The sequence below is a fragment of the Mycobacterium sp. D16R24 genome, from assembly GCF_002013385.1.
In the GTDB taxonomy this organism is placed as follows: domain Bacteria; phylum Actinomycetota; class Actinomycetes; order Mycobacteriales; family Mycobacteriaceae; genus Mycobacterium.
This window is the reverse complement of record NZ_MAEV01000002.1, coordinates 1-24,418: the sequence shown is the minus strand read 5'-3', so window position 1 is coordinate 24,418 and position 24,418 is coordinate 1. Positions and strand designations below refer to the sequence as shown.

The 24,418-nt window shown below is 65.0% G+C and carries 25 protein-coding genes and 1 pseudogene; 7 read left to right on the top strand and 19 right to left on the bottom strand.

Going from position 1 to position 24,418, the window contains the following annotated elements:
* Positions 1 to 27: 27 nt before the first annotated feature.
* From cobO to mqo, 4 genes are read right to left on the bottom strand one after another with little or no spacing between them, the layout of a single operon-like run.
* Entirely contained in the window at positions 28 to 642 is a 615-nt protein-coding gene (cobO, locus tag B4383_RS01090) for a cob(I)yrinic acid a,c-diamide adenosyltransferase (protein WP_078287598.1), read from the bottom strand.
* 18 nt (positions 643 to 660) lie between these two features.
* Positions 661 to 2,541, bottom strand: coding sequence for a VWA domain-containing protein (locus tag B4383_RS01085; protein ID WP_078287597.1), 1,881 nt, complete (start codon positions 2,539 to 2,541; stop codon positions 661 to 663).
* Positions 2,534 to 2,980: a GNAT family N-acetyltransferase gene (locus B4383_RS01080; protein ID WP_078287596.1), complete on the bottom strand. Its 447-nt coding sequence runs from the start codon at positions 2,978 to 2,980 to the stop codon at positions 2,534 to 2,536. The genes B4383_RS01085 and B4383_RS01080 overlap by 8 nt, the downstream gene beginning before the upstream one ends.
* Complete coding sequence (mqo, locus tag B4383_RS01075) at positions 2,977 to 4,461, bottom strand: malate dehydrogenase (quinone) (protein ID WP_078287831.1); 1,485 nt, start codon at positions 4,459 to 4,461, stop codon at positions 2,977 to 2,979. Before mqo ends, B4383_RS01080 begins: the two co-directional genes overlap by 4 nt.
* Positions 4,462 to 4,568: 107 nt before the next feature.
* On the opposite strand from mqo, the gene B4383_RS01070 reads away from it, so the two are divergent.
* Positions 4,569 to 5,558, top strand: coding sequence for an alpha/beta hydrolase (locus B4383_RS01070; RefSeq protein ID WP_078287595.1), 990 nt, complete (start codon positions 4,569 to 4,571; stop codon positions 5,556 to 5,558).
* A 1-nt stretch (position 5,559) separates the two neighbouring features.
* Here the strand turns inward: B4383_RS01070 and B4383_RS01065 are convergent, their stop codons facing one another.
* From B4383_RS01065 to B4383_RS01045, 5 genes are all read right to left on the bottom strand, one after another.
* The gene (locus tag B4383_RS01065) at positions 5,560 to 6,186 is read right to left on the bottom strand and encodes an alpha/beta hydrolase (RefSeq protein ID WP_078287594.1); all 627 of its coding nucleotides are present in this window, start codon (positions 6,184 to 6,186) and stop codon (positions 5,560 to 5,562) included.
* Between the two features lie 109 nt (positions 6,187 to 6,295).
* Positions 6,296 to 6,925 (bottom strand): hypothetical protein, encoded by a 630-nt coding sequence (locus B4383_RS01060; RefSeq protein WP_078287830.1) that lies wholly within the window; start codon positions 6,923 to 6,925, stop codon positions 6,296 to 6,298.
* Between the two features lie 54 nt (positions 6,926 to 6,979).
* Positions 6,980 to 8,503 (bottom strand): cobyric acid synthase, encoded by a 1,524-nt coding sequence (locus B4383_RS01055; RefSeq protein ID WP_078287593.1) that lies wholly within the window; start codon positions 8,501 to 8,503, stop codon positions 6,980 to 6,982.
* A complete protein-coding gene (gene map / locus B4383_RS01050) occupies positions 8,500 to 9,360 on the bottom strand; it encodes a type I methionyl aminopeptidase (protein ID WP_078287592.1) in 861 nt (286 codons plus the stop codon). Before map ends, B4383_RS01055 begins: the two co-directional genes overlap by 4 nt.
* 31 nt (positions 9,361 to 9,391) lie before the next feature.
* Positions 9,392 to 10,132: a L,D-transpeptidase family protein gene (locus B4383_RS01045; RefSeq protein ID WP_078287829.1), complete on the bottom strand. Its 741-nt coding sequence runs from the start codon at positions 10,130 to 10,132 to the stop codon at positions 9,392 to 9,394.
* 116 nt (positions 10,133 to 10,248) lie between these two features.
* Between B4383_RS01045 and B4383_RS01040 the strand changes: the two genes are divergently transcribed.
* Positions 10,249 to 10,614 (top strand): VOC family protein, encoded by a 366-nt coding sequence (locus B4383_RS01040; RefSeq protein WP_078287591.1) that lies wholly within the window; start codon positions 10,249 to 10,251, stop codon positions 10,612 to 10,614.
* On the opposite strand, the gene B4383_RS01035 is transcribed toward B4383_RS01040, so the two are convergent.
* The 7 genes from B4383_RS01035 to B4383_RS01005 all read right to left on the bottom strand — a co-directional run bounded on the left by B4383_RS01035 (position 10,611) and on the right by B4383_RS01005 (position 18,259).
* Positions 10,611 to 12,428, bottom strand: coding sequence for a penicillin-binding transpeptidase domain-containing protein (locus B4383_RS01035; RefSeq protein ID WP_078287590.1), 1,818 nt, complete (start codon positions 12,426 to 12,428; stop codon positions 10,611 to 10,613). The two genes, B4383_RS01040 and B4383_RS01035, sit on opposite strands and share 4 nt — an antisense overlap.
* Positions 12,429 to 12,488: 60 nt before the next feature.
* Positions 12,489 to 13,301: a GNAT family N-acetyltransferase gene (locus B4383_RS01030; RefSeq protein WP_078287589.1), complete on the bottom strand. Its 813-nt coding sequence runs from the start codon at positions 13,299 to 13,301 to the stop codon at positions 12,489 to 12,491.
* Positions 13,302 to 13,401: 100 nt separating this feature from the next.
* Positions 13,402 to 14,565 (bottom strand): flavodoxin-dependent (E)-4-hydroxy-3-methylbut-2-enyl-diphosphate synthase, encoded by a 1,164-nt coding sequence (gene ispG / locus B4383_RS01025; protein ID WP_078287588.1) that lies wholly within the window; start codon positions 14,563 to 14,565, stop codon positions 13,402 to 13,404.
* Positions 14,566 to 14,585: 20 nt separating this feature from the next.
* Positions 14,586 to 15,821: a M50 family metallopeptidase gene (locus tag B4383_RS01020; RefSeq protein WP_078287587.1), complete on the bottom strand. Its 1,236-nt coding sequence runs from the start codon at positions 15,819 to 15,821 to the stop codon at positions 14,586 to 14,588.
* Complete coding sequence (dxr, locus tag B4383_RS01015) at positions 15,821 to 16,996, bottom strand: 1-deoxy-D-xylulose-5-phosphate reductoisomerase (RefSeq protein WP_078287586.1); 1,176 nt, start codon at positions 16,994 to 16,996, stop codon at positions 15,821 to 15,823. Before dxr ends, B4383_RS01020 begins: the two co-directional genes overlap by 1 nt.
* A 21-nt stretch (positions 16,997 to 17,017) precedes the next feature.
* Positions 17,018 to 17,770 carry a DUF4097 family beta strand repeat-containing protein gene (locus B4383_RS01010; protein ID WP_078287585.1) on the bottom strand — a complete coding sequence of 251 codons (753 nt, stop codon included), beginning with the start codon at positions 17,768 to 17,770 and terminating at the stop codon, positions 17,018 to 17,020.
* An 18-nt stretch (positions 17,771 to 17,788) separates the two neighbouring features.
* On the bottom strand, positions 17,789 to 18,259 hold the full coding sequence (locus B4383_RS01005) for a toxin-antitoxin system HicB family antitoxin (protein WP_078287584.1): 471 nt from the start codon (positions 18,257 to 18,259) through the stop codon (positions 17,789 to 17,791).
* Positions 18,260 to 18,404: 145 nt separating this feature from the next.
* Between B4383_RS01005 and B4383_RS01000 the strand changes: the two genes are divergently transcribed.
* The gene (locus B4383_RS01000) at positions 18,405 to 18,665 is read left to right on the top strand and encodes a DUF2631 domain-containing protein (RefSeq protein WP_078287828.1); all 261 of its coding nucleotides are present in this window, start codon (positions 18,405 to 18,407) and stop codon (positions 18,663 to 18,665) included.
* Here the strand turns inward: B4383_RS01000 and rlmN are convergent, their stop codons facing one another.
* Together rlmN and B4383_RS00990 are read right to left on the bottom strand one after the other, a co-directional pair.
* Positions 18,666 to 19,787 carry a 23S rRNA (adenine(2503)-C(2))-methyltransferase RlmN gene (gene rlmN / locus B4383_RS00995; protein ID WP_078287583.1) on the bottom strand — a complete coding sequence of 374 codons (1,122 nt, stop codon included), beginning with the start codon at positions 19,785 to 19,787 and terminating at the stop codon, positions 18,666 to 18,668.
* A 26-nt stretch (positions 19,788 to 19,813) separates the two neighbouring features.
* On the bottom strand, positions 19,814 to 20,389 hold the full coding sequence (locus B4383_RS00990; RefSeq protein WP_176134248.1) for an XRE family transcriptional regulator: 576 nt from the start codon (positions 20,387 to 20,389) through the stop codon (positions 19,814 to 19,816).
* Between the two features lie 100 nt (positions 20,390 to 20,489).
* On the opposite strand from B4383_RS00990, the gene B4383_RS00985 reads away from it, so the two are divergent.
* Positions 20,490 to 21,431, top strand: a complete 942-nt coding sequence (locus tag B4383_RS00985) for an NAD(P)/FAD-dependent oxidoreductase (RefSeq protein ID WP_078287826.1) — start codon at positions 20,490 to 20,492, stop codon at positions 21,429 to 21,431.
* The gene (locus tag B4383_RS00980) at positions 21,424 to 22,077 is read left to right on the top strand and encodes a class I SAM-dependent methyltransferase (protein ID WP_078287582.1); all 654 of its coding nucleotides are present in this window, start codon (positions 21,424 to 21,426) and stop codon (positions 22,075 to 22,077) included. Before B4383_RS00985 ends, B4383_RS00980 begins: the two co-directional genes overlap by 8 nt.
* Here the strand turns inward: B4383_RS00980 and B4383_RS00975 are convergent.
* Positions 22,074 to 22,940: a LysR family transcriptional regulator gene (locus tag B4383_RS00975; protein ID WP_078287581.1), complete on the bottom strand. Its 867-nt coding sequence runs from the start codon at positions 22,938 to 22,940 to the stop codon at positions 22,074 to 22,076. The two genes, B4383_RS00980 and B4383_RS00975, sit on opposite strands and share 4 nt — an antisense overlap.
* Positions 22,941 to 23,106: 166 nt before the next feature.
* Between B4383_RS00975 and B4383_RS00970 the strand changes: the two genes are divergently transcribed.
* On the top strand, positions 23,107 to 24,042 hold the full coding sequence (locus B4383_RS00970; RefSeq protein ID WP_078287825.1) for a DMT family transporter: 936 nt from the start codon (positions 23,107 to 23,109) through the stop codon (positions 24,040 to 24,042).
* 9 nt (positions 24,043 to 24,051) lie between these two features.
* Positions 24,052 to 24,418 (top strand): annotated as a pseudogene (locus B4383_RS26130) (hypothetical protein); the annotation flags it as partial.

The following is a 24,418-nucleotide window of genomic DNA, read 5'->3' as shown; positions in this document are numbered from 1 at the left end:
TAGCGGACACCACGCTCTACCCTCCGGTTACCACTCGATGCCGCGTTGACCCTTGCGGCCCTGGTCCATCGGATGTTTGATCTTCGTCATCTCGGTCACCAAGTCGGCGGCATCCAGAAGCTGTTGTGGCGCATCACGCCCGGTGATCACCACATGTTGCGTACCTGGACGATTCCGCAGCACCGAGACCACCTCATCGACGTCGACCCAGCCCCACTTGAGTGGGTAGGTGAATTCGTCGAGTACGTAAAAGCCGTGTTCCTCCGCGGCCAGTCGCCGGGCGATCTCGGCCCATCCGGCGGCAGCATCAGCGGCGTGGTCGGTTTCGGTGCCCGCGCGGCGCGACCAGGACCAGCCGGACCCCATCTTGTGCCACTGCACCGAGCCGCCGATCCCTTGCTCATCGTGCAGCTTGGCAAGCTCACCGAAGACGGACTCCTCGCCCACCCGCCACTTTGCACTCTTGACGAACTGGAACACCGCGACGTCCGCACCGTGATGCCAGGCACGCAGAGCCATGCCAAAGGCGGCGGTGGACTTGCCTTTTCCTGCGCCGGTATGCACCGCGAGTACCGGGGCATTACGGCGAGCCTTCGTGGTGAGCCCATCTTCCGGCACCACCAGCGGTTGTCCCTGTGGCATTGAGCCTCCTCCGCTATCTCACGCAGCGGCAGTGGCGCCGCGGACCACGCCGGCCAGCCGGTCGGCATTCAGGTGGTCCAGCTGGATCACCGGTGCGTCAAGCTGTTGAGCCAGCGTGACCGCCAGATCCATTCTCACGAAGGATGTCTCGCAATCGACCACCACGCAAGCGACCTGCTCGGCACGCAGCATCCCCGCGGCACGCCGAGTCCGCCCCAAGGGATCCGGCCCGCCGGTAGCGCGTCCATCGGTGAGCACCACCACCAGCGCGCGGCGATGCGGATCACGGCCACGCTCACGGGACACGAGATCGCGCGCCGCCAAAAGTCCTTGTGCCAGTGGCGTTTTACCGCCGGTATCGAACTGCTGCAGCTTTCGGCCCGCGATGTGCGTCGAACTTGTCGGTGCCAACAACATCGCCGCTTCCTGACCGCGGAACGTAATGACCGCGACCTTGTCGCGTCGCTGATAGGCATCGCGCAGAAGCGACAAGGTTGCTCCGCTGACCGCCGACATCTTCTGGCGTGCCGCCATCGACCCCGAGGCGTCGACAACGAAAATCACCAGATTGCCCTCGCGTCCTTCCCTGATTGCCCACTGCACATCGGAGAGCACCGGCTTGGGCAGCCTGCCGGGTTCGGTCACCCGGCTCGCCGCGGACATCAGCGTGCCGATCACGTGCACCCCGAATCCCTCGTCGGAACTCGGGGCGATCACCTTGCCGGTGCGGTTGCGCGCCGCGGAACGTCGTCCCGGGGCGCCCATGCCAACGCCAGGCACCCGGAACGTCTTGGCGCGAAATGTCGCCGAGGGCGCCGGGCTGGGCCGAGACGGCGCAGGTGAGGGCGCTGAATCCTGCTGCGAATCATCAGCTTTAGCTGGATTCGGGGAAGACTCGGGTGCGCCACCTCCGGGGCCATCCGGATCGGGGTCTGGGTCATCCCCGCCAGGATCCTGATCCTGGGGCGGCGCGCTATCGCGCATCGCCTGGTCGAGCTGCTCCGGATCCAGGCCCGGCTCGTCGAACGGGTCTCGGCGCCGCCGGTGCGGCAGCGCCAGCTCGGCGGCCACCCGGATATCGGGCTCGCCGACCACCTCGGCACCACGCCACGCCGCATGGGCGACGGCGGCACGCGCCACCACCAGATCGGCGCGCATCCCATCCACATCGAAGGCCGCGCACAGGGCCGCAATGCGCTGTAACTCCGCATCGGGCAAGGTGACCCGGGGTAGCAACTGCCGGGCATCGGCAATCCGTGCCGCCAGCTCAGCCTCCTCGGAGGCGTAACGCGAGACAAACCCGGCGGGATCTGCCTCATAGGCAAGCCGCCTACGGATGACCTCGGCCCGTACCGGCACCTCCCGGGAGGCGTGTACATCCACCGCGAATCCGAAGCGATCCAGCAGCTGCGGCCGCAGCTCCCCCTCCTCCGGGTTCATGGTGCCGATCAGCACGAATCGTGCATCGTAGGAATGGGATACACCGTCACGTTCCACGTGCACGCGACCCATCGCCGCCGCATCGAGGATCACGTCGACCAGATGGTCGTGCAGGAGGTTGACCTCGTCCACATACAGCACGCCGCCGTTGGCCCGCGCCAAAAGCCCTGGGGAAAAAGCGTGTTCGCCGTCGCGCAGCACCTTCTGCAGGTCGAGAGATCCAACGACCCGATCCTCGGTGGCGCCGATCGGGAGTTCCACCAAACGTGCGCCATCGACAGAACCCAGCACGGAGGTCAGGGCGCGCACCGCCGTCGACTTGGCCGTGCCCTTCTCCCCGCGAATGAGCACTCCGCCGATATCGGGGCGCACCGCGGAGAGCACAAGCGCCAGCCGCAGCTGGTCGTGCCCGACGATCGCGCTGAGCGGGTATCCGGGAACGGCTGTGGTGCTAGTCATTCCCGGCCATCCAGGTCATGGGCACGTGCGGTATCCCGTCCTCGAGGAAATCGTCACCGGAGACCACGAATCCCAGCTTGCCATACATATCTCTCAGGTGGGCCTGCGCATTCAGTCGACAGTGTGCGCCGCCGATCTCGGCCAGCACGGCGCGGACCAATCGTGCCGCATGCCCGCGGCCACGTTCGTCCGCCGCCGTACATACCCGGCCTATCCAGAAACCCGCGCCCTGCGGATCCGCGAGCACCCGTAGACCACTGACGACATCGCCGTTCTCATTCTTGATCCAAAAGTGCCGGGTCTCTGGCTCGAGATCGCGACCGTCGAGATCTTGGTAGGCACAGTTCTGACCGACGATGAACGCCTCGGCACGTAACCGCAGCAGTCCGTAGAGCGTCGTGGTGTCCAGGTCAGCAGACCTGGACCACCCGACGTTCACTGCTCCAGGCCGAGAACCTGTGTGCCCCAGTCCCATACCTCACCGAACAGGGTGGGCTCGTCCGACAGGCTGATACCCAGCGACGGGATCATTTCCTTGAGCTTGGGCATCCAGTTGGCGAACCGGTCTGGGAAGCACCGCTGCATGACGTCCAGCATGGCCGGCACCGCGGTGGACGCACCCGGCGAGGCGCCGAGCAGGCCGGCAATGCTGCCGTCGGCCGAATTGAGCACCATGGTGCCGAATTCGAGGGCACCACCCTTGCCCTTGGCCGGCCGAATGACCTGCACGCGCTGGCCGGCGGTGATCAGCTCCCAATCGGAACGCTGTGCCTTGGGCGCGAATTCGCGCAGCATGTCGATCCGGTCGTCTGGAGTGAGACGCAGCTGGCTCAACAGGAAAGTCGCGAGCTTGAACTCGGTGAGACCAACGCCGATCATCGACGCAAGGTTGTTGGGCTTCACCGACGCGGGCAAATCGGTGACCTTGCCCATCTTGAGGAATTTGGGCGACCATCCGGCGAACGGCCCGAACAACAGCCATTCCTTTCCGTTGATCACCCGGGTGTCCAAGTGCGGCGCCGACATCGGCGGTGCACCGAGCGGCGGGAAGCCGTACACCTTGGCCTTGTGCCCCTCGGTGAGGTCAATGTTGTTGGTGCGCAGGAAGGCGCCGCTGACCGGGAACCCGCCGAAGCCCTTGGCTTCCGGGATTCCGGCCTTCTGCAGCAGCCCCAACGCGCCGCCACCGGCACCGACGAACACGAACTTGGCCTTGAGTTTGCGCTTCTCGCCCGTACGTCCGTTGACAAGCTTGAGGATCCACCCGCCGTCGCTTTCGCGGCTGATGTTGCGGACCTCGGTGCCGAAGATCGCGCTGGTGCCGCTGCGAACGCCGAAGCCGACCAACTGCTTTGACAGCTCACCGAAGTCGACGTCGGTACCGTCCTGGCTCCAGTTCAATCCCACCGGATCGGAGAAGTCGCGTCCGGCCGCCATCAACGGTAGGCGACGCGCGAACTCATCGTCATCGTTGATGAACTCCATCTTCGCGAACAGCGGGTTACCGGCCAGAGCGTCGTGGCGCTTACGCAGGTACTCGACCTTGTCGGCTCCGTGCACGTAGCTGACATGCGGGATGGGGTTGAGGAACCCGCGGACGTCGGGCAGCACACCGTTCTCCACGGCGTACGCCCAGAACTGGCGCGATACCTGGAACTGCTCGTTGACCGTGACGGCCTTGCTGATGTCGATCGAGCCGTCCGCCTTCTGCGGCGTGTAGTTGAGCTCGCAGAGTGCCGAGTGACCGGTACCCGCGTTGTTCCACGGGTCGCTGCTTTCGCTAGCCGCCGCATCGAGGCGTTCGATCAAGGTGATCGACAGGTCCGGTTCGACCAATCGCAGCAAGGCGCTGAGCGTGGCGCTCATGATCCCTGACCCAATCAGGGCAACGTCTGTCTGCTCCACCTGCGCTTTTGACACCGGTTCACTGTCCTTTTCGAATCTGATGGAGTGGCAACGCTTCGCCACTACCGGGAAGTACACACAGGTTATCGCGCGGGTAATTCAGTCATTCCTTCAACTAGGCTATGCCCGTGACATGGGAATCCGATGTCCTCGATGGCTACCTTCGTCAGACCATTGAACTGGGCATTGACCCTGACGGCGAAGGTGTAATTACCGCCACACTGGTGCGTCCTGAAATTCAGCCGGACACCGGACGCGCGGTGCTCATGGTGCACGGATATACCGACTACTTCTTCCACACCAAGCTTGCCGAACATTTCCTGGCTCGCGGCTATCGCTTCTTCGCGCTCGACTTGCGCAAATGCGGGCGTTCTCGGCGCGTTCACCAGACGCCGCACTACATCAGCGATCTTTCGCTCTACGACGCCGAACTCAACGCCGCGGTGAACATCATCACCGGGGAGGCCGGGGCGCCGAACACGGGCGCACCGCTGCTCATCTACGGGCACTCGGCCGGCGGTCTGATCGTGTCGCTGTGGCTCAACCGTCTACGGGTGGCCGACCGCCTGGGCGATATCGCGGGACTAATCCTCAACAGCCCCTGGCTGGATCTTCAGGGCCGTCCCTTTCTCCGCAGCGGCGGCACCACCGCGGCCGTGAAGGCGATTTCGCGGTTCCGTGCCAAACAAGCGATCCCGCTACCGCACGAAGGCGCCTACGGTGCGAGCCTGCACAAGGACTTCCACGGAGAGTTCGACTACAACCTGGAGTGGAAGCCGGTCGGCGGCTTCCCGGTGCGGTTCGGGTGGATCAGTGCCATCCGGCATGGGCATGCCGAGCTGCATCGTGGCCTCGATGTCGGCGTCCCCAATCTGATCCTGCGCTCGGACCGCAGCCTGCCCGGGGACGTCGACCCCGCGGCGGCACTGCACGGCGATGCGGTGCTGGATGTTCAGCAGATCGCACGCTGGGCGGGGTGCATCGGCAACTATCAGCGAATCATCCCGGTCCCCGATGCCAAACACGATGTGTTCCTGTCGGTGACAGAGCCACGCCTGCGGGCATACCAGGAACTGAACTCCTGGCTGGACTGGTGTGAGGCCGGCAGCTAACTCACCATGAGCTGCTGCGCAGCACCACCTCGGCGGCCAGCTCCGGAGTGAGGTCGCGAGTCGCCGACCGGCGTCCCATCAGCTCGACAATCCGGTAGTCGCCGTACACGAAGCGCTGGCTGGCGCGGGCGATGGCCCGGGTGGCATCCGAGGTCACCAACACCGTGGTGTTGATCTCCACCGGCGGGCAGTGCTTGTCGCGAATCAGCCCGGCACGGTCGGCCACCCGCGGATGTCCACGGTCGATCGCCACCAGACCGATAAACCTGTCAAGTTTGCTGGCGGCCAGATCCCAGGCCAGTTCGCCACCGGCACGGTCCCCCACCAGCAGCGCCACCTTGACGCCGATGTCGTCGAGCACTCCGGTGATGGCCTTGGCGTGGAGATGCGGATCGTGTCCGATCACCGCGGTGCGTAACCCCGCGGTGTGCAGCCGCTCGCATACCGAGCGATAACTGAGCGCGAAGTGCCCGGCCGCGGCCAGCATGACGACAGTGGTTCCCTTATCGGGCCCCGACACATTGACCTGCACCGTTCGGCCGTCGATCGTGACGACCTGATGCAACTCACCGTCACGCGCAGGTGGGGGCCCCGGGCGCGGGCGGCGAAGCTCGGGCGTCGGACTCATGGATGAGCCGCTTCCGCAAAGACCTTGGGCATGGGCGCACGCTACCTGAGTACGACCGATCCGGTTGGGCTTTTAACCAGCCCTTTCAGGAAAATTTCGCCCGGACCCGTTACGTGCGTTCGATCTTGTCGACCTGTTTGGCCACGATATCCAGGAATGTCTGGGGCATGGTCGCGGTGGCCTTGACCGACGGATCGCGCAGGTCGAAGGATGTCGCCACCATCGCCACCCCCTGGACATTCGCGAACGCCATGTACCGGGAAGTGCTGCCCTTGGGCATGATCATTGTTTGCTTGAAGGTAAGGACGCCGACCGGCCCGCCCTGCACCGGCTCGGTGATCATCCGCGTGCCGGGCGAACTCTGGTCGAAGAACACCTCGTATGTGGCGCAGCGGGTCGCCACATCCTTGACGTTGGCCAGGTCGATGGTGTCGCGCAGCAGACTGACGATGATGTTCGCACCGTTGAAACGAGCGATGTACCGCGCGGTGTTCTCGGGGCCTGCCCTGCCCGCGTTGGCCAGCCGCGGAGACAGCCCGTCCGCGCAGCCCGGCGGATTCGAGGGCATCGCGCCGACGACCTGCTGATTGTTGACGGTCACCGGGCCCAGATCGGCGACAACCCTGTCGTACTTGGTGCCCTGCGGCAACTCATCTGCGGTCAGTAGCGATTGCGCAATGCGCGCCCCCGGCCACGTGGCAGTACCCGGCACCGTCTGGGTGCAACCCGCAAGCGCCAGTGCGGATGCTGCGATAGCTGTGATGTTCCTGAGGCCCCGATGCACCCGCACAGGCTATTCGACCCGCGCCGCAATTACCGGGTATGACGGGCCAGAATGCTGCCGCCCGGATTCTTCCCACACCGCCTGCAGGGCATCGACGTCGACATGGGCATCGATGAGATCAGCCAGTCTGTCCAGTTGAGCCGCGCGACAGTCTCCGACATTGGTGTCCGCCGCGACGGTAAATCCCGAACGTCCGGCCGCGGCCGCCGCCTCGGTGAGCCACGTGCGCCGGAACTCGTCGTTGTCCAGCACCCCGTGCCAATGGGTACCCCGGACCGCGCCCTCGGCGGCACCCTCGTGGTACTCGGTGAGCCACGGTGCCACCGCCGAGCGGGTGACGGTCCCATGGTGAATCTCGTAGCCGGTCAGGTCCGGTGGCTGCCAGCGACGCAGGGTCTTGGCCGGTTCGAATGCGATATCGACATCGAGCAGGCCCAGCCCTTCGACGGTGCCGGCCCCCGACTCGACGCGGTCCTCGATTGTGGTGGCGAGCATCTGGAACCCGCCACAAATACCCAGCACCGGCCCGCCCGAACGGGCGTGTGCGACAACCGCATCGGCGATACCGTTGCTCCGCATCCAGGCAAGATCGGCGACGGTGGCCTTGGTGCCCGGGACAACCACCACATCGGCGTCGGCGATATCGGCCGGATGTGCCGCCCACCGGACAATCACTCCCGGCTCACAGGCGATGGCCTCGATATCGGTCGAATTCGAGATTCGGGGCAGGCGCACCGCAGCCACCCGCAGCCATTCCCGACCGACCGGGGTGGCCGGGCGTCCCACCTGAGCCGACGCCACTACGGACACCGAATCCTCTGCGTCGAGCCACAATTGGTCGTCGTAGGGCAGCACACCGTAGGTGGTTCGGCCGGTCAGTACGGCGAGCTGCGCCAGCCCCGGCTCCAGCAGGGTGGGATCACCGCGGAACTTATTGACGATGAATCCGGCCACGAGTCGTTGATCTGCCGGCTCGAGCACGGCGACCGACCCGAACAGGTGCGCCAGCACACCACCTCGGTCGATATCACCGACCAGCACCACCGGCAGGCCCGCGGACTGCGCCAGGCCCATGTTGGCGATGTCGGTGGCTCGCAGGTTAATCTCAGCGACCGAGCCGGCGCCCTCGCAGATCACGACGTCGAATTCCGCACGCAGTGCGCGCAACTCCTCGGCGACCACCTGCCGTAATTCCTCGCGATGCTCGATGTAGGAACGGGCACTGACGTTTCCTGTCGCCTGCCCGCGTACCACCAGTTGCGAGGTGCGGTCGCTGCCAGGCTTCAGGAGTACCGGATTGAACCGCACCGACGGTTCCAGCCCGCATGCGCGTGCCTGCAATGCCTGCGCGCGACCGATCTCTCCGCCGTCCATCGTCACCACGGAGTTGTTGGACATGTTCTGCGCCTTGAACGGCGCGACACGAATCCCCTTGCGGGCCAGTAACCGGCACAGGCCCGTAACGACCAGACTCTTACCGGCGTCGGAGCTGACGCCCCCTACCAGCAGCGCGCCGGATACGGCGCCCGTCATGTCACGGTCAGGATCTCTACTCCGTCGTCGGTGACCACCATGGTGTGCTCGAACTGCGCGGTCCATAGCTTGTCGGTGGTCGCCACTGTCCAGGTGTCATCCCAGATCTCGTAGTCCAGCGATCCGAGGTTGATCATCGGCTCGATGGTGAAGGTCATGCCCGGCTCGATGACGATGTCCAGGTTGGGGTCGTCGTAATGCGGCACAATGAGCCCGTTGTGGAACGTCGGGCCCACGCCGTGTCCGGTGAAGGAGCGAACCACGTTGTAACCGAACCGCTTTGCGTAGGCCTCGATCACCCGCCCAACGACGCTCAGTGCCCGACCCGGCTTGACGGCATTGATGGCCCGCATGGTGGCCTCCCGGGTGCGCTCGACCAGGAGGCGATGTTCCTCGGAGACATCCCCGGCCAGGAACGTTGCGTTGGTATCTCCGTGTACACCGTCGATATAGGCGGTGACATCGATGTTGACGATGTCACCGTCCTCGATCACGGTCGAATCCGGTATCCCATGGCAGATGATCTCGTTGAGCGATGTGCAGCACGACTTGGGAAATCCCTTGTACCCCAGCGTCGACGGGTACGCGCCCTGGGAAACCATGTAATCGTGCGCGATTCGGTCCAGTTCGTCGGTGGTGACGCCGGGGGCGACGGCCTCACCGGCGAACGCCAGTGCCTGCGCCGCGATCCTGCCCGCGACGCGCATCTTCTCGATCACCTCGGGTGTCTGGACGTACGGCTCCCCGATGGCTTCCGCGACCTTGGACTTACCCACGTACTCGGGGCGGTCGATCGACACGGGAACCTGGCGCTCGGGGGACAGTGTTCCCGGACGCAGTGCGGCACGAACAGTCATGAAGGCAGCGTAGCGGGGCCCCTCGAGACCGCTACCCGTTGATGACGATGGGGTCGCCGATGCCGACGGTGTTGTAGTACCAGGCTGCGTTGTCGGGACTCAGGTTGATGCACCCGTGGCTGACGTTGGAATTACCTTGAGCTCCCGTCGACCACGGGGCACTGTGCACGTAGACGCCACCCCAGGTGACGCGGACGGCGTAGTAGACGGTCAGCTTGTAGCCCTCCGGATCATTCAGCGGAATGCCGATGGTCCGGGAATCCATGACCACGGGACTCTGCTTCTCCAGGGCGGTGAACGAGCCGATCGGCGTGGGGTGTTTTGGCTTTCCCATCGATGCGGGCATCTCGCGCATGACCGTGCCGTCGATCTTGACCGTGAAGGTATGGGCGCTGATGCTCGCGATACCCAGCACCTCCGAGCCGGTCTGGAACTTGTACTTCATGCCACTGACACCGTTGACGGACACGGTGATGGTCGAGTGCGCGGGCCAGTACTCACTCGGGGTGAAACGGACCGTCGCATCGTCGACCCAGCTGAACACCCCGGCGGGAACCTTCGACGCGGAGAAACCAATGGTTCGCTCGGCGGCCGGCCGATCGGTAACAGGGGCCGCGAAATGAATCGTCACGGGCATGGCCACACCGACCGTCTGCCCCGGCGTGGGTGAGACGGACGCCACCCCGTTGGAGGACGCGGCCGCTGCGTGGCCGAGGGTCGCTGGTGCGGTGATGGCCATGTTCATCAGCAGGCCGGCGAGCCCGGTCACCACAAGCACACTACGAAATGCTCTGCGCAAGCTCTCGATCCTCCCTGGATGCTGTTTCACTACATGGTAGTTCGTAATCTTCTGGCCGAACGTTAGCGACAGCGCGCACAATTCCCTTCATGGGCATGTCCGCCGGACTCACACTAGAAGCGATTGTGATCGACTGCCATGATGCAGCCACATTGGGCCGCTGGTGGGCAGACGCGCTGGAATGGCCGTACTCCATCGATCAGGACGGAGACGTCGAGGTTTTCCAGCCCGACCGGCACCCACCCTCGTTGTTCTTCCTGGCTAACCCCGACCGGAAGGTCGCCAAGAACCGATTGCATCTGGACTTTCGGGGGGATAACCAACACGCCGCGGTGGATCGGTTTCTGGCGCACGGCGCTACCACGATTGACATCGGCCAGGGAGATTCGAGCTGGATCGTGCTCGCCGATCCCGAGGGCAACGAGTTCTGCGTGCTGGCGTCGAGTCCCGGCTAGGCCAGGTAGTCCGGCGGTAGCGACTGGAACATGACCCTGGTGGCCCGCACCGCGGCTTCCGAGCCGCCGCCCCCGACGATCAATGTGGCGAACGCCATGTCACCGCGATATCCGGCAAACCAGGCGTGTGATCCGCCCGGGAACTCGGCCTCACCGGTCTTCCCGTAGACCGAGCCCTCGCCCTTGAGATCCATCGCGGTACCGCTGAGCACGGTCTCGCGCATCATCCCGCGTAGACCGTCGATCATTGTCGGGGTCACCGGCGGCCGCGCGCCGGTGATTCCGGTGGTCTGGCCCGAAATCAGCTGCGGTACAGGTGTTTTTCCGTTGGCGACGGTCGCCGCGGCCAGCGCCATGCCGAACGGCGTGACCAGTACCTTGCCCTGACCGAATCCGTCCTCGGTGCGTTCAGCCAGATTGACCGTGGGCGGCACGTCTCCGGAGATGGTCGGGATACCCGCGACGTCGTAGTCGGGGCCGATGCCGAATTGCGAAGCGGCTACGGTCAAACCGTCCAACGGCATCTCGCTGGCGAGTTTGGCGAAGGTGGTGTTGCACGAATTCGCGAAGGCGCGCCACATGGGCACCGTGCCGAGATCGAACTCGTTGTAGTTGGGGATGCTGCGGTCTCCGATGGTGACTCGCTTCGGGCAGCCCAGCATGGTGTCGGGGGTGGCCATCCCGCGCTCGAGTGCGGCACCCGCGGTGATGATCTTGAATGTCGAGCCCGGCGGGAACAGCCCCGTGGTGGCCAGCGGTCCATCCGCGTTGGCTGCGGCGTTCTGCGCCACCGCCAGGATCTCCCCCGTCGACGGCTTGATCACCACCATCATGGCCTTCTGACCGCGCGTGTTGACGGCGTTCTGCGCGGCGTTCTGCACGGCCCGGTCCAAGCTGATCGTCTTCGACGGCGCCGGAGTGGGTTTCACCTCATTGAGCACCGCGGTGTCCACGCCGTTCTGGTTGACACTGACCACCCGCCAGCCGGCCTCGCCGTCCAGCTCATCGAGCACTGCCTTCTTGACCTGCGCGACGATGTCGGGTGCGAACCTGTCATCGGTGGGCAGAATGTCGGCGATCGGTGTCATCACCACACCCGGCCGCAACGCCCCCGGCCGGGTCTCCAGCGCAACGGACACCTTGTCCCAATCGTCCTTGCGCAACGTGATGATGTTCATCGGCGAGGTTTGCGCGCTCGCCTGCTCGGCGAGCGCCGCGGCGTTCATCTGGTCGTCGTAGGGCCGAATGGCATCGGCCAGCGCGGTGGCGGTGCTCATCAGCGACGTACCGGCCTGCGAGGCGTCGAAAGAGATCTTGTACAGGTTGGCCGGCGCCAGCACGGTCGTACCACCCGCCTCGTTGACCGTTGCCCGCTTGGCCGGATCAGTGCGTAACGAGAGTAATTGGCGTTCACCGAGTTTGGGATGCAGATCACTCGGGGCCCACCGGACCTGCCAGCTGCCGCCGGTGCGCAGCATTTCCAGGCGCCCGTTGTAGGTCCAGGTGCGTTTCTTGGGCAGTTGCCAGACGTACGTCGCATCGGCGCTGCCCGTGTCCTGGGTGTACTGCGATCCGTTCACGGCGGCCTTGAATGACGTCGCCTGCAGGCCCGAGAATGCTTGATCCAGGCCAACTTTCGCATCATCCGGGTCGTCGGTGAGCTTCGCCGCCGAGGCGGTGTCGCCGCTGGCAAGTGCCTCGAAGAACTTCTCCGCCACCGGCCCCGGCCCATCGGGGCGCGGGGTGCACGCGACCGCCCCGGCCACCAGCAGCGCGGTGCCGAACAACGACAGGGACAAAACACGTCTGAACATCGGGTCGATGCTATGACCGTGAACCCGCAAAACCCCGCAGGCACACGGATGTACCGGAGATTAGCTAACGAGAACCGTCGCGAATGTGCCGATACGAGTGAATCCCGCCCTGGCATAGGACGCGCGGGCCACCTCATTGAAGCTGTTCACGTACAGGCTGGGGATGCGCCCGCTGTGATGGACAGCCGCCGCCACGGCGGCCACGCCCGCGGTACCGAGCCCGCGGCCACGGAACTCGGGGTCAACCCACACACCCTGAATCTGGCTGACGGACAGCGATTGCGATCCGATCTCAGCCTTGAAGATGACCCGCCCATCCTCGAAACGTGCCCACGCCCTACCCGCTTCGATGAGACCGGCCACTCGCCGTCGGTACCCGCGGCCTCCGTCACCGTTACGCGGGTCGACGCCCATCTCACCGATGAACATCTGGATCGACGCGTTCAAATACTGGTCGAGCTCCTCGGCACGTACCTGCCGCACCGCGGGGTCAACAGCACATGTCGGCGCATCCAGCATCGCCAGCAGCGGCTGGCAGGCGCGCACCTCGCGCGCAGGTCCCCAGACCGGATCGAGATGGCACCACATGTCAAGAACCACATCGGCCGGACCGACCAGGGAGGGGCAGATGCGGTGCTGCTCGACGGCACGTTCGGCGAACAGCCGAGTGGCCTCGGGCCCGCCCGCCAACGGAATGATCGTGGTGCCGACGAAGCACAGGGAGTCCGCCAACGTTCCCGTCGACCAGATTTCGCCGCCGATGGCCGTGGGATCGGCTCCGCGGGCCTCCACACGAGCGGCGAGCATGCAGGATGCCACCGGGTCGAGGTCCAGGACGGCGCGTATCGCCGCGGTATCCGATAACCCGAGCACACGAACGGCGTCGGACGACGATGCTCCGGGCGCTCCTGGCGCCGGCAGTGTTGTCGTCATCGGCAATCGCTCCCGTGTGTCCCGTTACGCCGAGCTTCGTTCAGCTTACGGTGACGACCGGCTGGCCTGTAGGAGTTCCATCGGTTCCGATCTCCGTGCCCATCTCTTCAGCCAACCGCATGGCCTCGTCGATCAGCGTTTCGACGATCAGCGCCTCGGGCACGGTCTTGATGACCTCGCCCTTCACGAAGATCTGCCCCTTGCCGTTGCCGGATGCCACGCCGAGGTCGGCCTCACGGGCCTCCCCCGGACCATTGACGACGCAGCCCATGACCGCGACGCGCAGCGGGACATCCAGCCCCTCCAAGCCTGCGCTGACCGCGTTGGCCAGGGTGTAGACGTCTACCTGCGCGCGACCACAGGACGGGCAGGACACGATTTCCAGCCCACGCGGTCGCAGGTTGAGGGACTCCAGAATCTGATTGCCGACCTTGACCTCCTCAACGGGCGGCGCAGAAAGGGATACCCGGATGGTGTCGCCGATGCCCTTGGACAACAGCGCACCGAACGCAACGGCCGACTTGATGGTGCCCTGGAATGCCGGGCCGGCCTCGGTGACACCCAGGTGCAGCGGGTAATCACACTGCGAGGCCAATAGTTCATATGCGGCGACCATGATCACCGGGTCGTTGTGCTTGACGCTGATCTTGATGTCGCCGAAGCCATGCTCCTCGAACAGGCCCGCCTCCCACAGCGCCGACTCGACGAGCGCCTCCGGCGTGGCCTTGCCGTACTTGCCCAGAATGCGTGGATCGAGCGACCCCGCGTTCACGCCGATGCGGATCGGTATCCCGGCCTCACCGGCGGCCTTGGCGACCTCCTTGACGCGACCGTCGAACTCCTTGATGTTCCCCGGATTCACGCGCACTGCGGCACAGCCGGCGTCAATCGCCGCGAAAATGTACTTGGGCTGAAAGTGGATATCGGCGATCACCGGGATCTTGCTCTTGCGGGCGATCTCGGCGAGGGCGTCGGCATCCTCCTGTCGCGGGCAGGCGACACGCACGATGTCACAGCCGGAAGCGGTCAGCTCGGCGATCTGCTGCAGGGTGGAGTTCACGTCGTGGGTCTTGGTGGTGCACATCGACTGCACCGAGACCAGCGAGTCGCTGCCCACCCCGACGTTTTTGACCATGAGCTGACGTGTCTTACGCCGCGGCGACAGTGTCGGTGGCGGTGCGCTCGGAATGCCCAGGCTGGTCATGTGATCCTCCGTTTGGATCGCTATTGAAAAAGTCTGATCGGATTGACGATGTCGGCGGTGATCGTCAGCAGCATGTAACCGACAACCACCACTAGGACGAGATAGGTCGCCGGCATCAACTTCATGTAGTTGACAGGCGCGCCCGCCGTGAGGCCGCGGGCCGACCGGATCATGTTGCGGATCTTCTCGTAGGTGGCCACCGCGATGTGTCCACCATCAAAAGGCAACAACGGCAACAAATTTATGGCGCCGAGCGCAAAGTTGAGCTGCGCCAACAGTATCCAGAACATGATCCACATGTCGTGCTCTACTGTCTCGCCACCCATGCGGCTCGCGCCGACGATGCTCATGGGAGTGTCCATCGCCCGCTCACTGCCGGTGATCGAGTCCCAGAGGGCGCCGACCTTGGTGGGGATCTTCCCGATCGCCTTCACGGTTTCGACGGCAACGGTCCCGATGAGGTTTCCGGTGGCGGGAACCGCGGTCAACGGGTTGTAGTGCTTCTGCGGCACATAGGTACCCAGTGAGGCACCGACTGCACCCACCGAGATGAGCTTGCCCGCCTTCTCATCCCAGCGCTGCGTCTCGGTCACGGTCACGAGGAGCGATTGCTGCTTACCGTCGCGGACGATCTCGAACACCTGCGGACCGCGCAACTCTCGAATGGCGGTAACCATGTCGCTGGATGTGCTGAGCGGCTTGCCGGCGACCGCGAGTACTTGGTCACCCTCACGCAGGCCTCCAAGCGCCGCCGGTCCCTCCCCGGTGCACGTCGCCATGTCCTTGGGATCCGCACTCTTCTGCGGTGCCACACAGCTCGTTTGCTTGATCTCAGGATGTGTAGGCGCGTTGTTGTCGGGCAGGCCCCAGAACAGGACGACGCCGTAGAAGACCACGATGCCGATCAGGAAGTTCATGGCCGGTCCGGCGAACAGCACCGCGACCCGCTTCCAGACCTTCTGCTTGTACATGGCGCGGTCGGATTCCTCGGGGGTGAGCTGTTCCACCGAGGTCATGCCCGCGATATCGCAGAAGCCGCCCAACGGGACGGCCTTGAAGCCGTACTCGATGACGTCGTTGGCGCCGCGGTTACTCTTGCGCTTGGTCGACCAGAGCGTCGGACCGAATCCCACGAAGTAGCGGCGCACCTTCATGCCGGTGGCCTGCGCCACCCACATGTGCCCGCACTCATGCAGCGCCACCGACACCAAGATCGCCAGCGCGAAGAGCGCGATTCCGATCACGTACGCAGCCATCAGGTTCGATTTTCCTCCGCGGAGATGAGTTGCGCAGCCTGCTGGTCAGCCCAGTTCTGCGCATCAAGTACATCGTCAACGGTAGCGGGTTCCGCAGAGGTTCCCTCCCACCTACTTGCCGCATCGAGCACATCGGCGATTGTTCGCACGATGGACCTGAATCCGATACGTCCGTCCAGGAAGGCGGCGGCCGCGGTTTCGTTGGCGGCGTTGTAGACGGCGGTCATGCATCCTCCGGCCTCTCCGGCACTCCGGGCCAGGTCGACGGCGGGAAAAACCTGGGCATCCAGCGGCTCGAACTCCCAGGTAGAGGCGGTATTGAAGTCGCAGGCCACGGCCGCGGCGGGTACCCGGTCCGGCCATCCCAGCGCCAGGGCGATGGGCAGCTTCATATCGGGTGGGCTGGCCTGCGCCAGCGTCGACCCATCGGTGAACGTCACCATCGAGTGCACGATCGACTGCGGGTGCACCACCACACCGATCTGCCGGTACGGCACATCGAACAGCAGGTGCGTCTCGATGAGTTCGAGCCCCTTGTTGACCAGAGAGGCCGAATTGAGGGTGTTCATCGGTCCCATCGACCAGGTGGGATGCGCACCGGCCTGTTCGGGGGTGACGTCCTGGAGCTGTTGCGAGGTCCAGCCCCGAAATGGCCCTCCTGACGCGGTCAGGATCAGCTGCGCCACCTCGCCACGGGTCCCACCGCGCAGACATTGCGCGAGCGCGGAGTGTTCGGAGTCGACGGGGACGATCTGGCCGGGGGCGGCGGCCTTGGTGACCAGCGGCCCTCCGGCCACCAGGGACTCCTTGTTGGCCAGCGCCAGTCGTGCCCCCGTCTTCAGCGCGGCCAGGGTGGGACGCAGACCCAGGGCACCGACGAGCGCGTTGAGCACCACATCGGCCTCGGTGTTCTCCACCAACTCGGTGACGGCACCCGGCCCGCTCAATACGGGTATGTCGAGCCGTTCGGCCGCACTCGCGTCCGCCACCGCGACGTTGGTCACCCCGGTGTCGGCGATCTGCTGCCTCAGCAGGTCGATGTTGCCGCCGCCGGCCGCCAGGCCCACCACCTCGAAGCGATCGGGGTTGGCGGCGATGACCTCGAGCGCCTGGGTCCCGATGGACCCAGTACTGCCGAGCAGTAGCACCCGGCAGACCTTTGAACTACGTGTCACCTAGATATTGTGCGGCCTGCGCTAGCCCGCGACTCCCACCGGACGGTGCAGTTCGACATCACCGGAGGCCGAGCGCACCTTCACCAGGAACTTCTCGTCCCCCGCCAACGGTCCGTCCACCGAGTCCAGCGAGTTGGTGAGGACACCGCTGGCGGTGTCGATCTGCAGCCGGGCTGCGGTGCCCGTCGCAATACCGACGGAGGTATCGCCGCTGGCCGTGTCGAAGATCAGTCCGCCGACCACCGCGGATCCGATGGTCACCGATCCGGAGGACGAAGCGGCCTTGATATTGCCGCGCAGTACCTTCACGGCGAGCTCCCCGCGCGCGGTGTTGAAGCCGGCATCGCCGGTGAGCTCACGGATCGATACCCCACCGGAGGCAGTGTTCAGGCGGGCGTCCCCGGTGATGACGTCGATCAACAAGTCACCGCTCGCCGATTGGAATTGCACATCGCCGAACGCGCCGTCGGCCCGCACCTCGGCCGAGGCCACCGCGATGTCCAGGATCGACTGAGTGGGCAGCTCGATGATGATGTCGATGGTGCCGGTGCGGAAGGTCAGCCCCTGCGAAGACAACACCGACAGCACGCCTTTGGAGAAGGTGACCTTGGTGCGCTCGGCGGTCTTGACGTCCAACGCCTTGGCGGCATCGCGTGGCCGGACGTCCACAACGGTGTTGGTGCGCTGGCTCGCAACGATCTGAAGTGTGCCGCGGGCGAGTTCAACCTTGGCGGCGATGGGGTCGAGCGTTTCGAATTCCGGCAGAGCAGTCATGGTGTTCCCTTTCCCTTGTTAGCGGACCCAGCCGCTGATGGTGCGACCTGTACTGAATGTTGTTGAACTGGAGGACTTTTTGGCCGCAGCGGCCGCGGCGCGCACCAACCAGGCGTTGAGCGAGATCCCTTCGTTCCCGGCGGCGGCCTCGACGATGGCGCGCAGGCTTTCCGGGAGTCGCAGCGTCACTCGCCAGGTGCCGGCGCCCTCGTCGATCGCGACGGCGGGTTCGGCCTGCTGCTGATCCACCGGCCGGCTCACCACGAATTCCGGCTCGCGGCCGCGCAGCCGCAGATCAACGGAAGCGGGGGCGAGCTCTCGGGTGATCTGCTCGGCCGCCGCCGACAGCGCGTCGAGCAGGGCGAGCCGGAACGCCGATTCCAGCGGGGCGGTCAACCGATCCGCGAGCTCCTCCGTCTCAGGCCCTCCGGCTCGAGCGGCAACAGCGAGTTCCTGACGCACCGCGTCGACATACGGTTGCAGATCCATGGTGTCATGGTGACACCATTTCAGTGTCATCGCAAGTGTCACTTCTCTAGACTCCCCGCCGGGCGGGGGTGCCGCCTTCACCCAGAAGCGGGTGGGCGTGGCACACTATGGGCTGTAGTAGATGTCTGAGATTGGAGGGCTGGCGGTGGCCACGACTGAGGTTGTCAAGCACGACGGAGTCGACGTCGAGGACGTGCCGTCCGCAGCGTTCGGGCGCGGGCTCTCGGGCCAGAACCCCCGGATCTTCCACATCCTCGGCCTCGCCATCGCGGCCTTCTTGCTGCTCCTGCTCAAGGGAAATCACGCCGGCAAGGTTGAGGACATCTTCTGCGTCGGTTTCGCCGTCATCGTGCTGGCCTTCACCGTGAACGACTACCTCGGCCGCCGCTCGGGCCGCATCCGCTAGCTAGCGTTCGGACGCCGCCAATTGTCCGCATGCGGCGGCAATCTCCCTACCCCGCGTGTCACGCACCGTGCAGGAGACTCCCTGCTCGCGCACGCGTCGCACAAACTCCCGCTCCACCGGCTTCGGACTGGCGTCCCATTGGCTGCCCGGCGTCGGGTTCAGGGGAATCAGATTGACGTGAACCAACTGGCCCAAGGCTTTTCGCAGCTTTTTGGCAAGTAGATCGGCACGCCACGGCTGGTCGTTCACATCGCGAATAAGCGCGTATTCAATGGACACCCGCCGTCCGGTGGCATCGGCGTAATAACGCGCGGCATCGAGCACCTCACCGATCGCCCAGCGGGTGTTAACCGGTACCAGGGTGTCGCGCAGCTCGTCATCCGGACAGTGCAGCGACACCGCGAGCGTGACGCCCAACCCCTCGTCGGCAAGTTTGCGAATGGCCGGAGCCAGTCCCACTGTCGACACCGTGACACCACGCTGCGATATGCCGAAACCGTCGGGAGGCGGCGCGGTGATCTTGCGCAGCACCGTCAGCACCCGGTTGTAGTTGGCGAGGGGCTCACCCATACCCATGAAGACGATGTTCGACAACCGGCCGGGCCCGCCCGGCAGCTCGCCGTCGCGCAATGATGCCGCGGCGTCACGGACCTGTTCCAGAATCTCGGCGGCCGACAGATTACGCGTGAGTCCGCCCTGTCCGGTGGCACAGAACGGGCAGGCCATACCGCACCCGGCCTGAGAGGAGATACACAGCGTGTTGCGGTCGGAATAGCGCATGAGCACCGACTCGACGGTGCTGCCGTCATGTAAGCGCCACAATGTCTTTCGAGTATCGCCGGAATCGCAGGCCACCTGGCGCAGCGGGTGGAGCAGTCGAGGAAACAGCTCCGCACCCACCCCATCGCGCGCACCCGCAGGCAGGTCCGTCATCGCCGCCGGGTCGCCCACCAGCCGGCCGTAGTACTGGTTCGCGAGCTGCTTGGCACGAAACGCCGGAAGCCCCAGAGCGGTCACGGCCTCGCGCGTCTGCTCGGCGGTCATATCGGCCAGGTGACGCGGCGGCATGGCCCGACGCGGAGCGTCGAACACCAGCGGCAGGGACCCTTTGTCGGCAGACATAACCCACTCAGTATCCCAGGCCCGCGCTAATTCCCCGAACCAGAACGTGCCCGCACATGCATCCGCTCCCCTTGCGGGCCGAAAATATGCAATACCTCGACGGGCTTATCGGTCGGATTACCGAACCAATGCGGGATATGCGTATCGAACTCGGCCGCCTCACCGGCGGGCAGGATCAGATCCAGCTCGCCGAGCAGCAGGCGGACCTTCCCGGAAAGCACATACATCCATTCATAACCGTCGTGGACCTTCAGGTTCGGTTCCCCCTTCGGCGAATGTGGCGGGATGATCTGCTTGTAGCACTGCACCCCTCCGGGCCGGCGTGACAGCGGCAGATACACCGATCCGTGTCGGGTGAACGGTTTAGGGTGAATACGCGGGTCCCCCGTGGCGGGTGCGTTCACCAGCTCGTCGAGGGGCACCTGATGTGCCTCGGCAAGGAGCAGAAGAAGCTCCAGGGTGGGTCGGCGCTGTCCGGATTCCAGGCGAGACAGTGTGCTTTCAGAAATACCCGTCGTCTCGGACAGTTGGGCCAGGGTGACCTGACGATGCAGGCGCAAGGCCCGCAGCCGCGGCCCCAGGGCATCGAGCACGGCCTCCAACCGCTGATTCTGATCGTCCATACCGACCATAGTGACCATGAAATTGCTACTTTGGCAAGAAAGCTTGCGTGTTTCGCAGGTTCGCCCCAATAGTGGTGTCATGAACAAACTCTGGGATGTGGCCATCATCGGTGGCGGTGCCGCGGGCCTGTCGGCCGCCATCACCCTCGCTCGGTCGCGGCGGTCGGTCGTCGTGATAGACGATCACCATCCGCGTAACGCGCCTGCGGATCGGGTTCACAACTACCTCGGGCGTGAGTCAACGCCTCCGGTGGAGCTGTTCGGCATCGGACGCGGTGAGGCCGCGCAGTACGGCGCGACCTTCCGCGACGCGCGCGTTACGTCGGTATCTCACGCGGACAGCCATTTCGACGTGGCTACCAATGACGACGGCTCGACGGTCCACGCCCGCCGGGTCCTGGTGGCCACGGGAGCGGTGGATGAACTACCCGACATCGAGGGACTGGCGCAGCGCTGGGGCCGCGACGTCCTGCACTGTGCCTACTGCCATGGCTGGGAGGTGCGCGATCGCGCCATCGTGGTGCTGGGCACCGGCCCCCTCGCGGTGCACCACGCCCTCATCTTCCGCCAGCTCAGCGATAACGTCACCCTGCTGCGGCACAACGATTTTCCGCTTTCACCCGAGGACGCCGCGCAGTTGACCCGCCGGGACATCGGCGTCGTCGACGGACCGGCGACACGACTGCAGATCGCCGATGACGCACTCACCGGGGTGGAGCTGGAAACCGGAGCCACGGTTCCGTGTGATGCGTTGGTCGTCGCAACAGTGGTGTCGGCACGCATCGACATGCTTGCGCCCACTGGCCTGACGCCCCAGGAGATGCGACTCGGAGACCACCTGCTGGGGACGTACCTGCCGGTCACGAGGGGTGCCACCACGGTGCCGGGGATCTACGCCGCCGGGAACGTCACTGATATCAAAGCGCAGGTCATCACCTCGGCGGCGGCCGGAACCGAGGCCGCCGCAACCATCAATGCCGACCTCGCGGTCGCCGACGCCCAGGAGCCACAACATGTCTGATCACCACAACCCGCCCTCCGACGAGAAGTCGTGGGATGAGTTCTACCAATCGCACGACGCGTTATGGAGTGGCAATGCCAATCCGCAACTGGTGAATGAGATTTCGACACTGCCGCCACGCACCGCACTCGATGCCGGCTGCGGCGAGGGCGGTGACGCGATCTGGCTCGCCCAGAAGGGTTGGCAGGTCACCGGAATGGATTTCGCGGAGACCGCCTTGCGCCGTGCCGCCGACAATGCCACCCGGGCAGATCCCGAGCTCGCCACCAGGATCACCTGGATGCAAGCCGACCTGACCACATGGCAGCCGAGTCGTCGATTCGATTTGGTGACATCACATTTCATGCACCTGCCGACAAAGCTTCGCGAGCCCGTGTTCACCGCGCTGGCCGCAGCGGTGGCCCCGGGGGGCACCTTGCTGATCGTCGGTCACCATCCGTCGGACATGCAAGCGGCGATCGGGCGGCCGGACCTGCCCGACTGGTACTTCACCGCCGAGGACATCGCCGACGGCCTCGACCCGGACCAATGGAATGTCGTTGTCGCCGAGTCACGCAATCGCACCTTCACGCGGGACGATGAAGAGTTCGATATCGCCGATACGGTGCTGCGCGCCGAGCGCAAGCCGGCCGGGGAAACGATCTAGGCGATAGCCGCGGACTCTCCCGAAAGTGCCTCGCGTGCAGCCCCTTCCACGGCCGCATACACCGCGGGGTCGAGGCCGCGGCGGCCGACGACCGATAGCGTCGCCAGGTTCGCCGCGGGCATGGCCTCCACCGGAGCGATGCCGTCGGGCAGCCACCCGATGATGGGCAGCAGGGCCATTCCCAGACCCGACCGCAGACCCGCGTACAGCCCCGACAAATCCGGTGATTCACCGACAATCTGGTACTGACGGCCCAACGTATGCAGCGCGCTGAACATGGGTGCGCGCAAGGTACACGGCTCGGTGAAGGTCATGACCTGCAGAGAACCAGCGGCACTCGCCTTGTAGCCTCGCGCCGCCACCCACTGCAGGCGAACCGTGCCCACCGCGTTGGCACGGTCCAGACCCGACCCGTCGAGAATGACGGCCAGGTCCATGCTCCCCCGGTCGACGGACTCGGCGAGATAGACGTTGCGATCGAAGCGCACGCGCACCGACCAGTCCGGGAGATGACTACGCAGTGCCGTGGTGATGCTCGGCAGTATCAAGTCCGCGCCGTGCTCGGTGACCCCGAGAATCACCGTGCGCTCCTGGCCGGCTATCAGATCGTCGACCGCGGCATCGTGCGCGGCCAGGATGCGACGGGCATGCGCCAGCAGCTGCGTGCCCCTGTCGGTGAACACCACACCGCGCCCCGCACGTCGAACCACCGGCTCCCCGATCGCGGTCTCCAGCTTGCGCACATGCTGACTCACCGCGGATTGGGTCAGATGCAGCACGGCCGCGGCCCGATGGAATCCTCCGCAGTCCGCGACCGCGACCAGTGACCGCAGCGGCGCGATATCGAGTGTCGAACTCGCCATATCGTCACCGTAGTCCGATCACAATATTTGATCAATATTTCCTCAGCCACGCACCTAGTACCGTGCTGGCGCGCAGCTTGAACATCAATCGATCACAATTACTGATTGATTCTGATCAGTAATTATCGTTGGACATCAGCCGCCCGAACCGGCGACGATGGCTGACATGCAGAAGATGCCGGCGTCTTACGCGGTCGCACTGACGTTTCTGTACGCGCTTGGCTACCCGATTGGCGCGCTCTCGGTGTCGGCCATGACGCCGATGTTGGTCCTGGTCGCCCGGTTCGCCCTCGCCGGAGCAATCCTCGCCGCCTGGGCGTTCTTCTCGAAGGTCGCCTGGCCGACAGGCCGCAAGCTCGGCCACGTCATCGTCGCCGGGCTGCTGATGCAGGCCGTGCAGTTCTGCGCGCTGTACGAAGCGCTCGAACACGGGGCTCCTGCCGTCCTGGGCGCCGTCGTCATCTCCATGAATCCCGTGGTCACTGCCGTGTTGGCAGCCCTGTTCCTGGGTGAACGACTCAATGGTTGGCGGATTGTCGCCCTTGGCCTGGGAGTGCTGGCGGTGTTGGCCGCATGTGCCAATCGACTGCTCGCCACGGGCGGTATCGACACCGTGCTGGTGCTGCTTCTGGTCGCGTTGTTGGGCTTGGCGGCGGGCGGGGTGTACCAGCAGCGGTTTTGTGCCGATGTCGACTTCCGGGCCAACAGCGCCATCCAGAATCTCGCCGGGCTGCTGCCCGCCGGAGCGCTGGCGTTACTGACACCCAGTGCCGTGCACGACCCATGGAAGGCCGCGGGAGCCGTCGCGGCGGTGGTGCTGTTCAACGCCACGCTGTGCACCTCGCTCTACGTTCGGTCGGTCAGCAAGTTCGGCGCGGCGGCAGTGGCCATGCTGTTCTGCGTCATCCCCGCCGTGGCGGGGCTGTTGTCCTGGATCCTGCTGGGCCAGCGGGTGGATATCGGAATGGGAATCGGCCTGGTGATCGGCGCGCTGGCCTGCTGGCTCAACGCCCGGGCAAGCCGGCCCGTCAAGGCTCGCGAGAACGCCGCAATCGAGGTGGTAGCCGCCGCGCCTACCCATCAGCCGGTGGCGGCCAGCTAGCCTGGCTGCATGCGTGCCCTGTTGCTCGGTGGTCTGACCATGCTGGGAGCAGTGCTCCTGGTCGCCGGATGCTCGAAGGGAGCGTCGGTCTCGCCGACCACTCCCTCATCGAGTGCTCCGCCATCAAGCAGCGCCACAAGCAAGGCTCCCACCTCGACCACCACCACGACTCCCATCGAGTTACCGGAACCCACCGCAGGTGCGCCATATGACGCTGTGGCACAGTGGATTTCCAAGGGAGCCCCGGTGGACGCCACCAACTTCCACTCGGCCACCAGCCAGGACGGGCAGAAGACCGATCTCGGTGGCAACGTCGCGTTCAAGACTCCGTCGGGCAAGACACGATGCATGACGAGCAATATCGATCCGGACACAC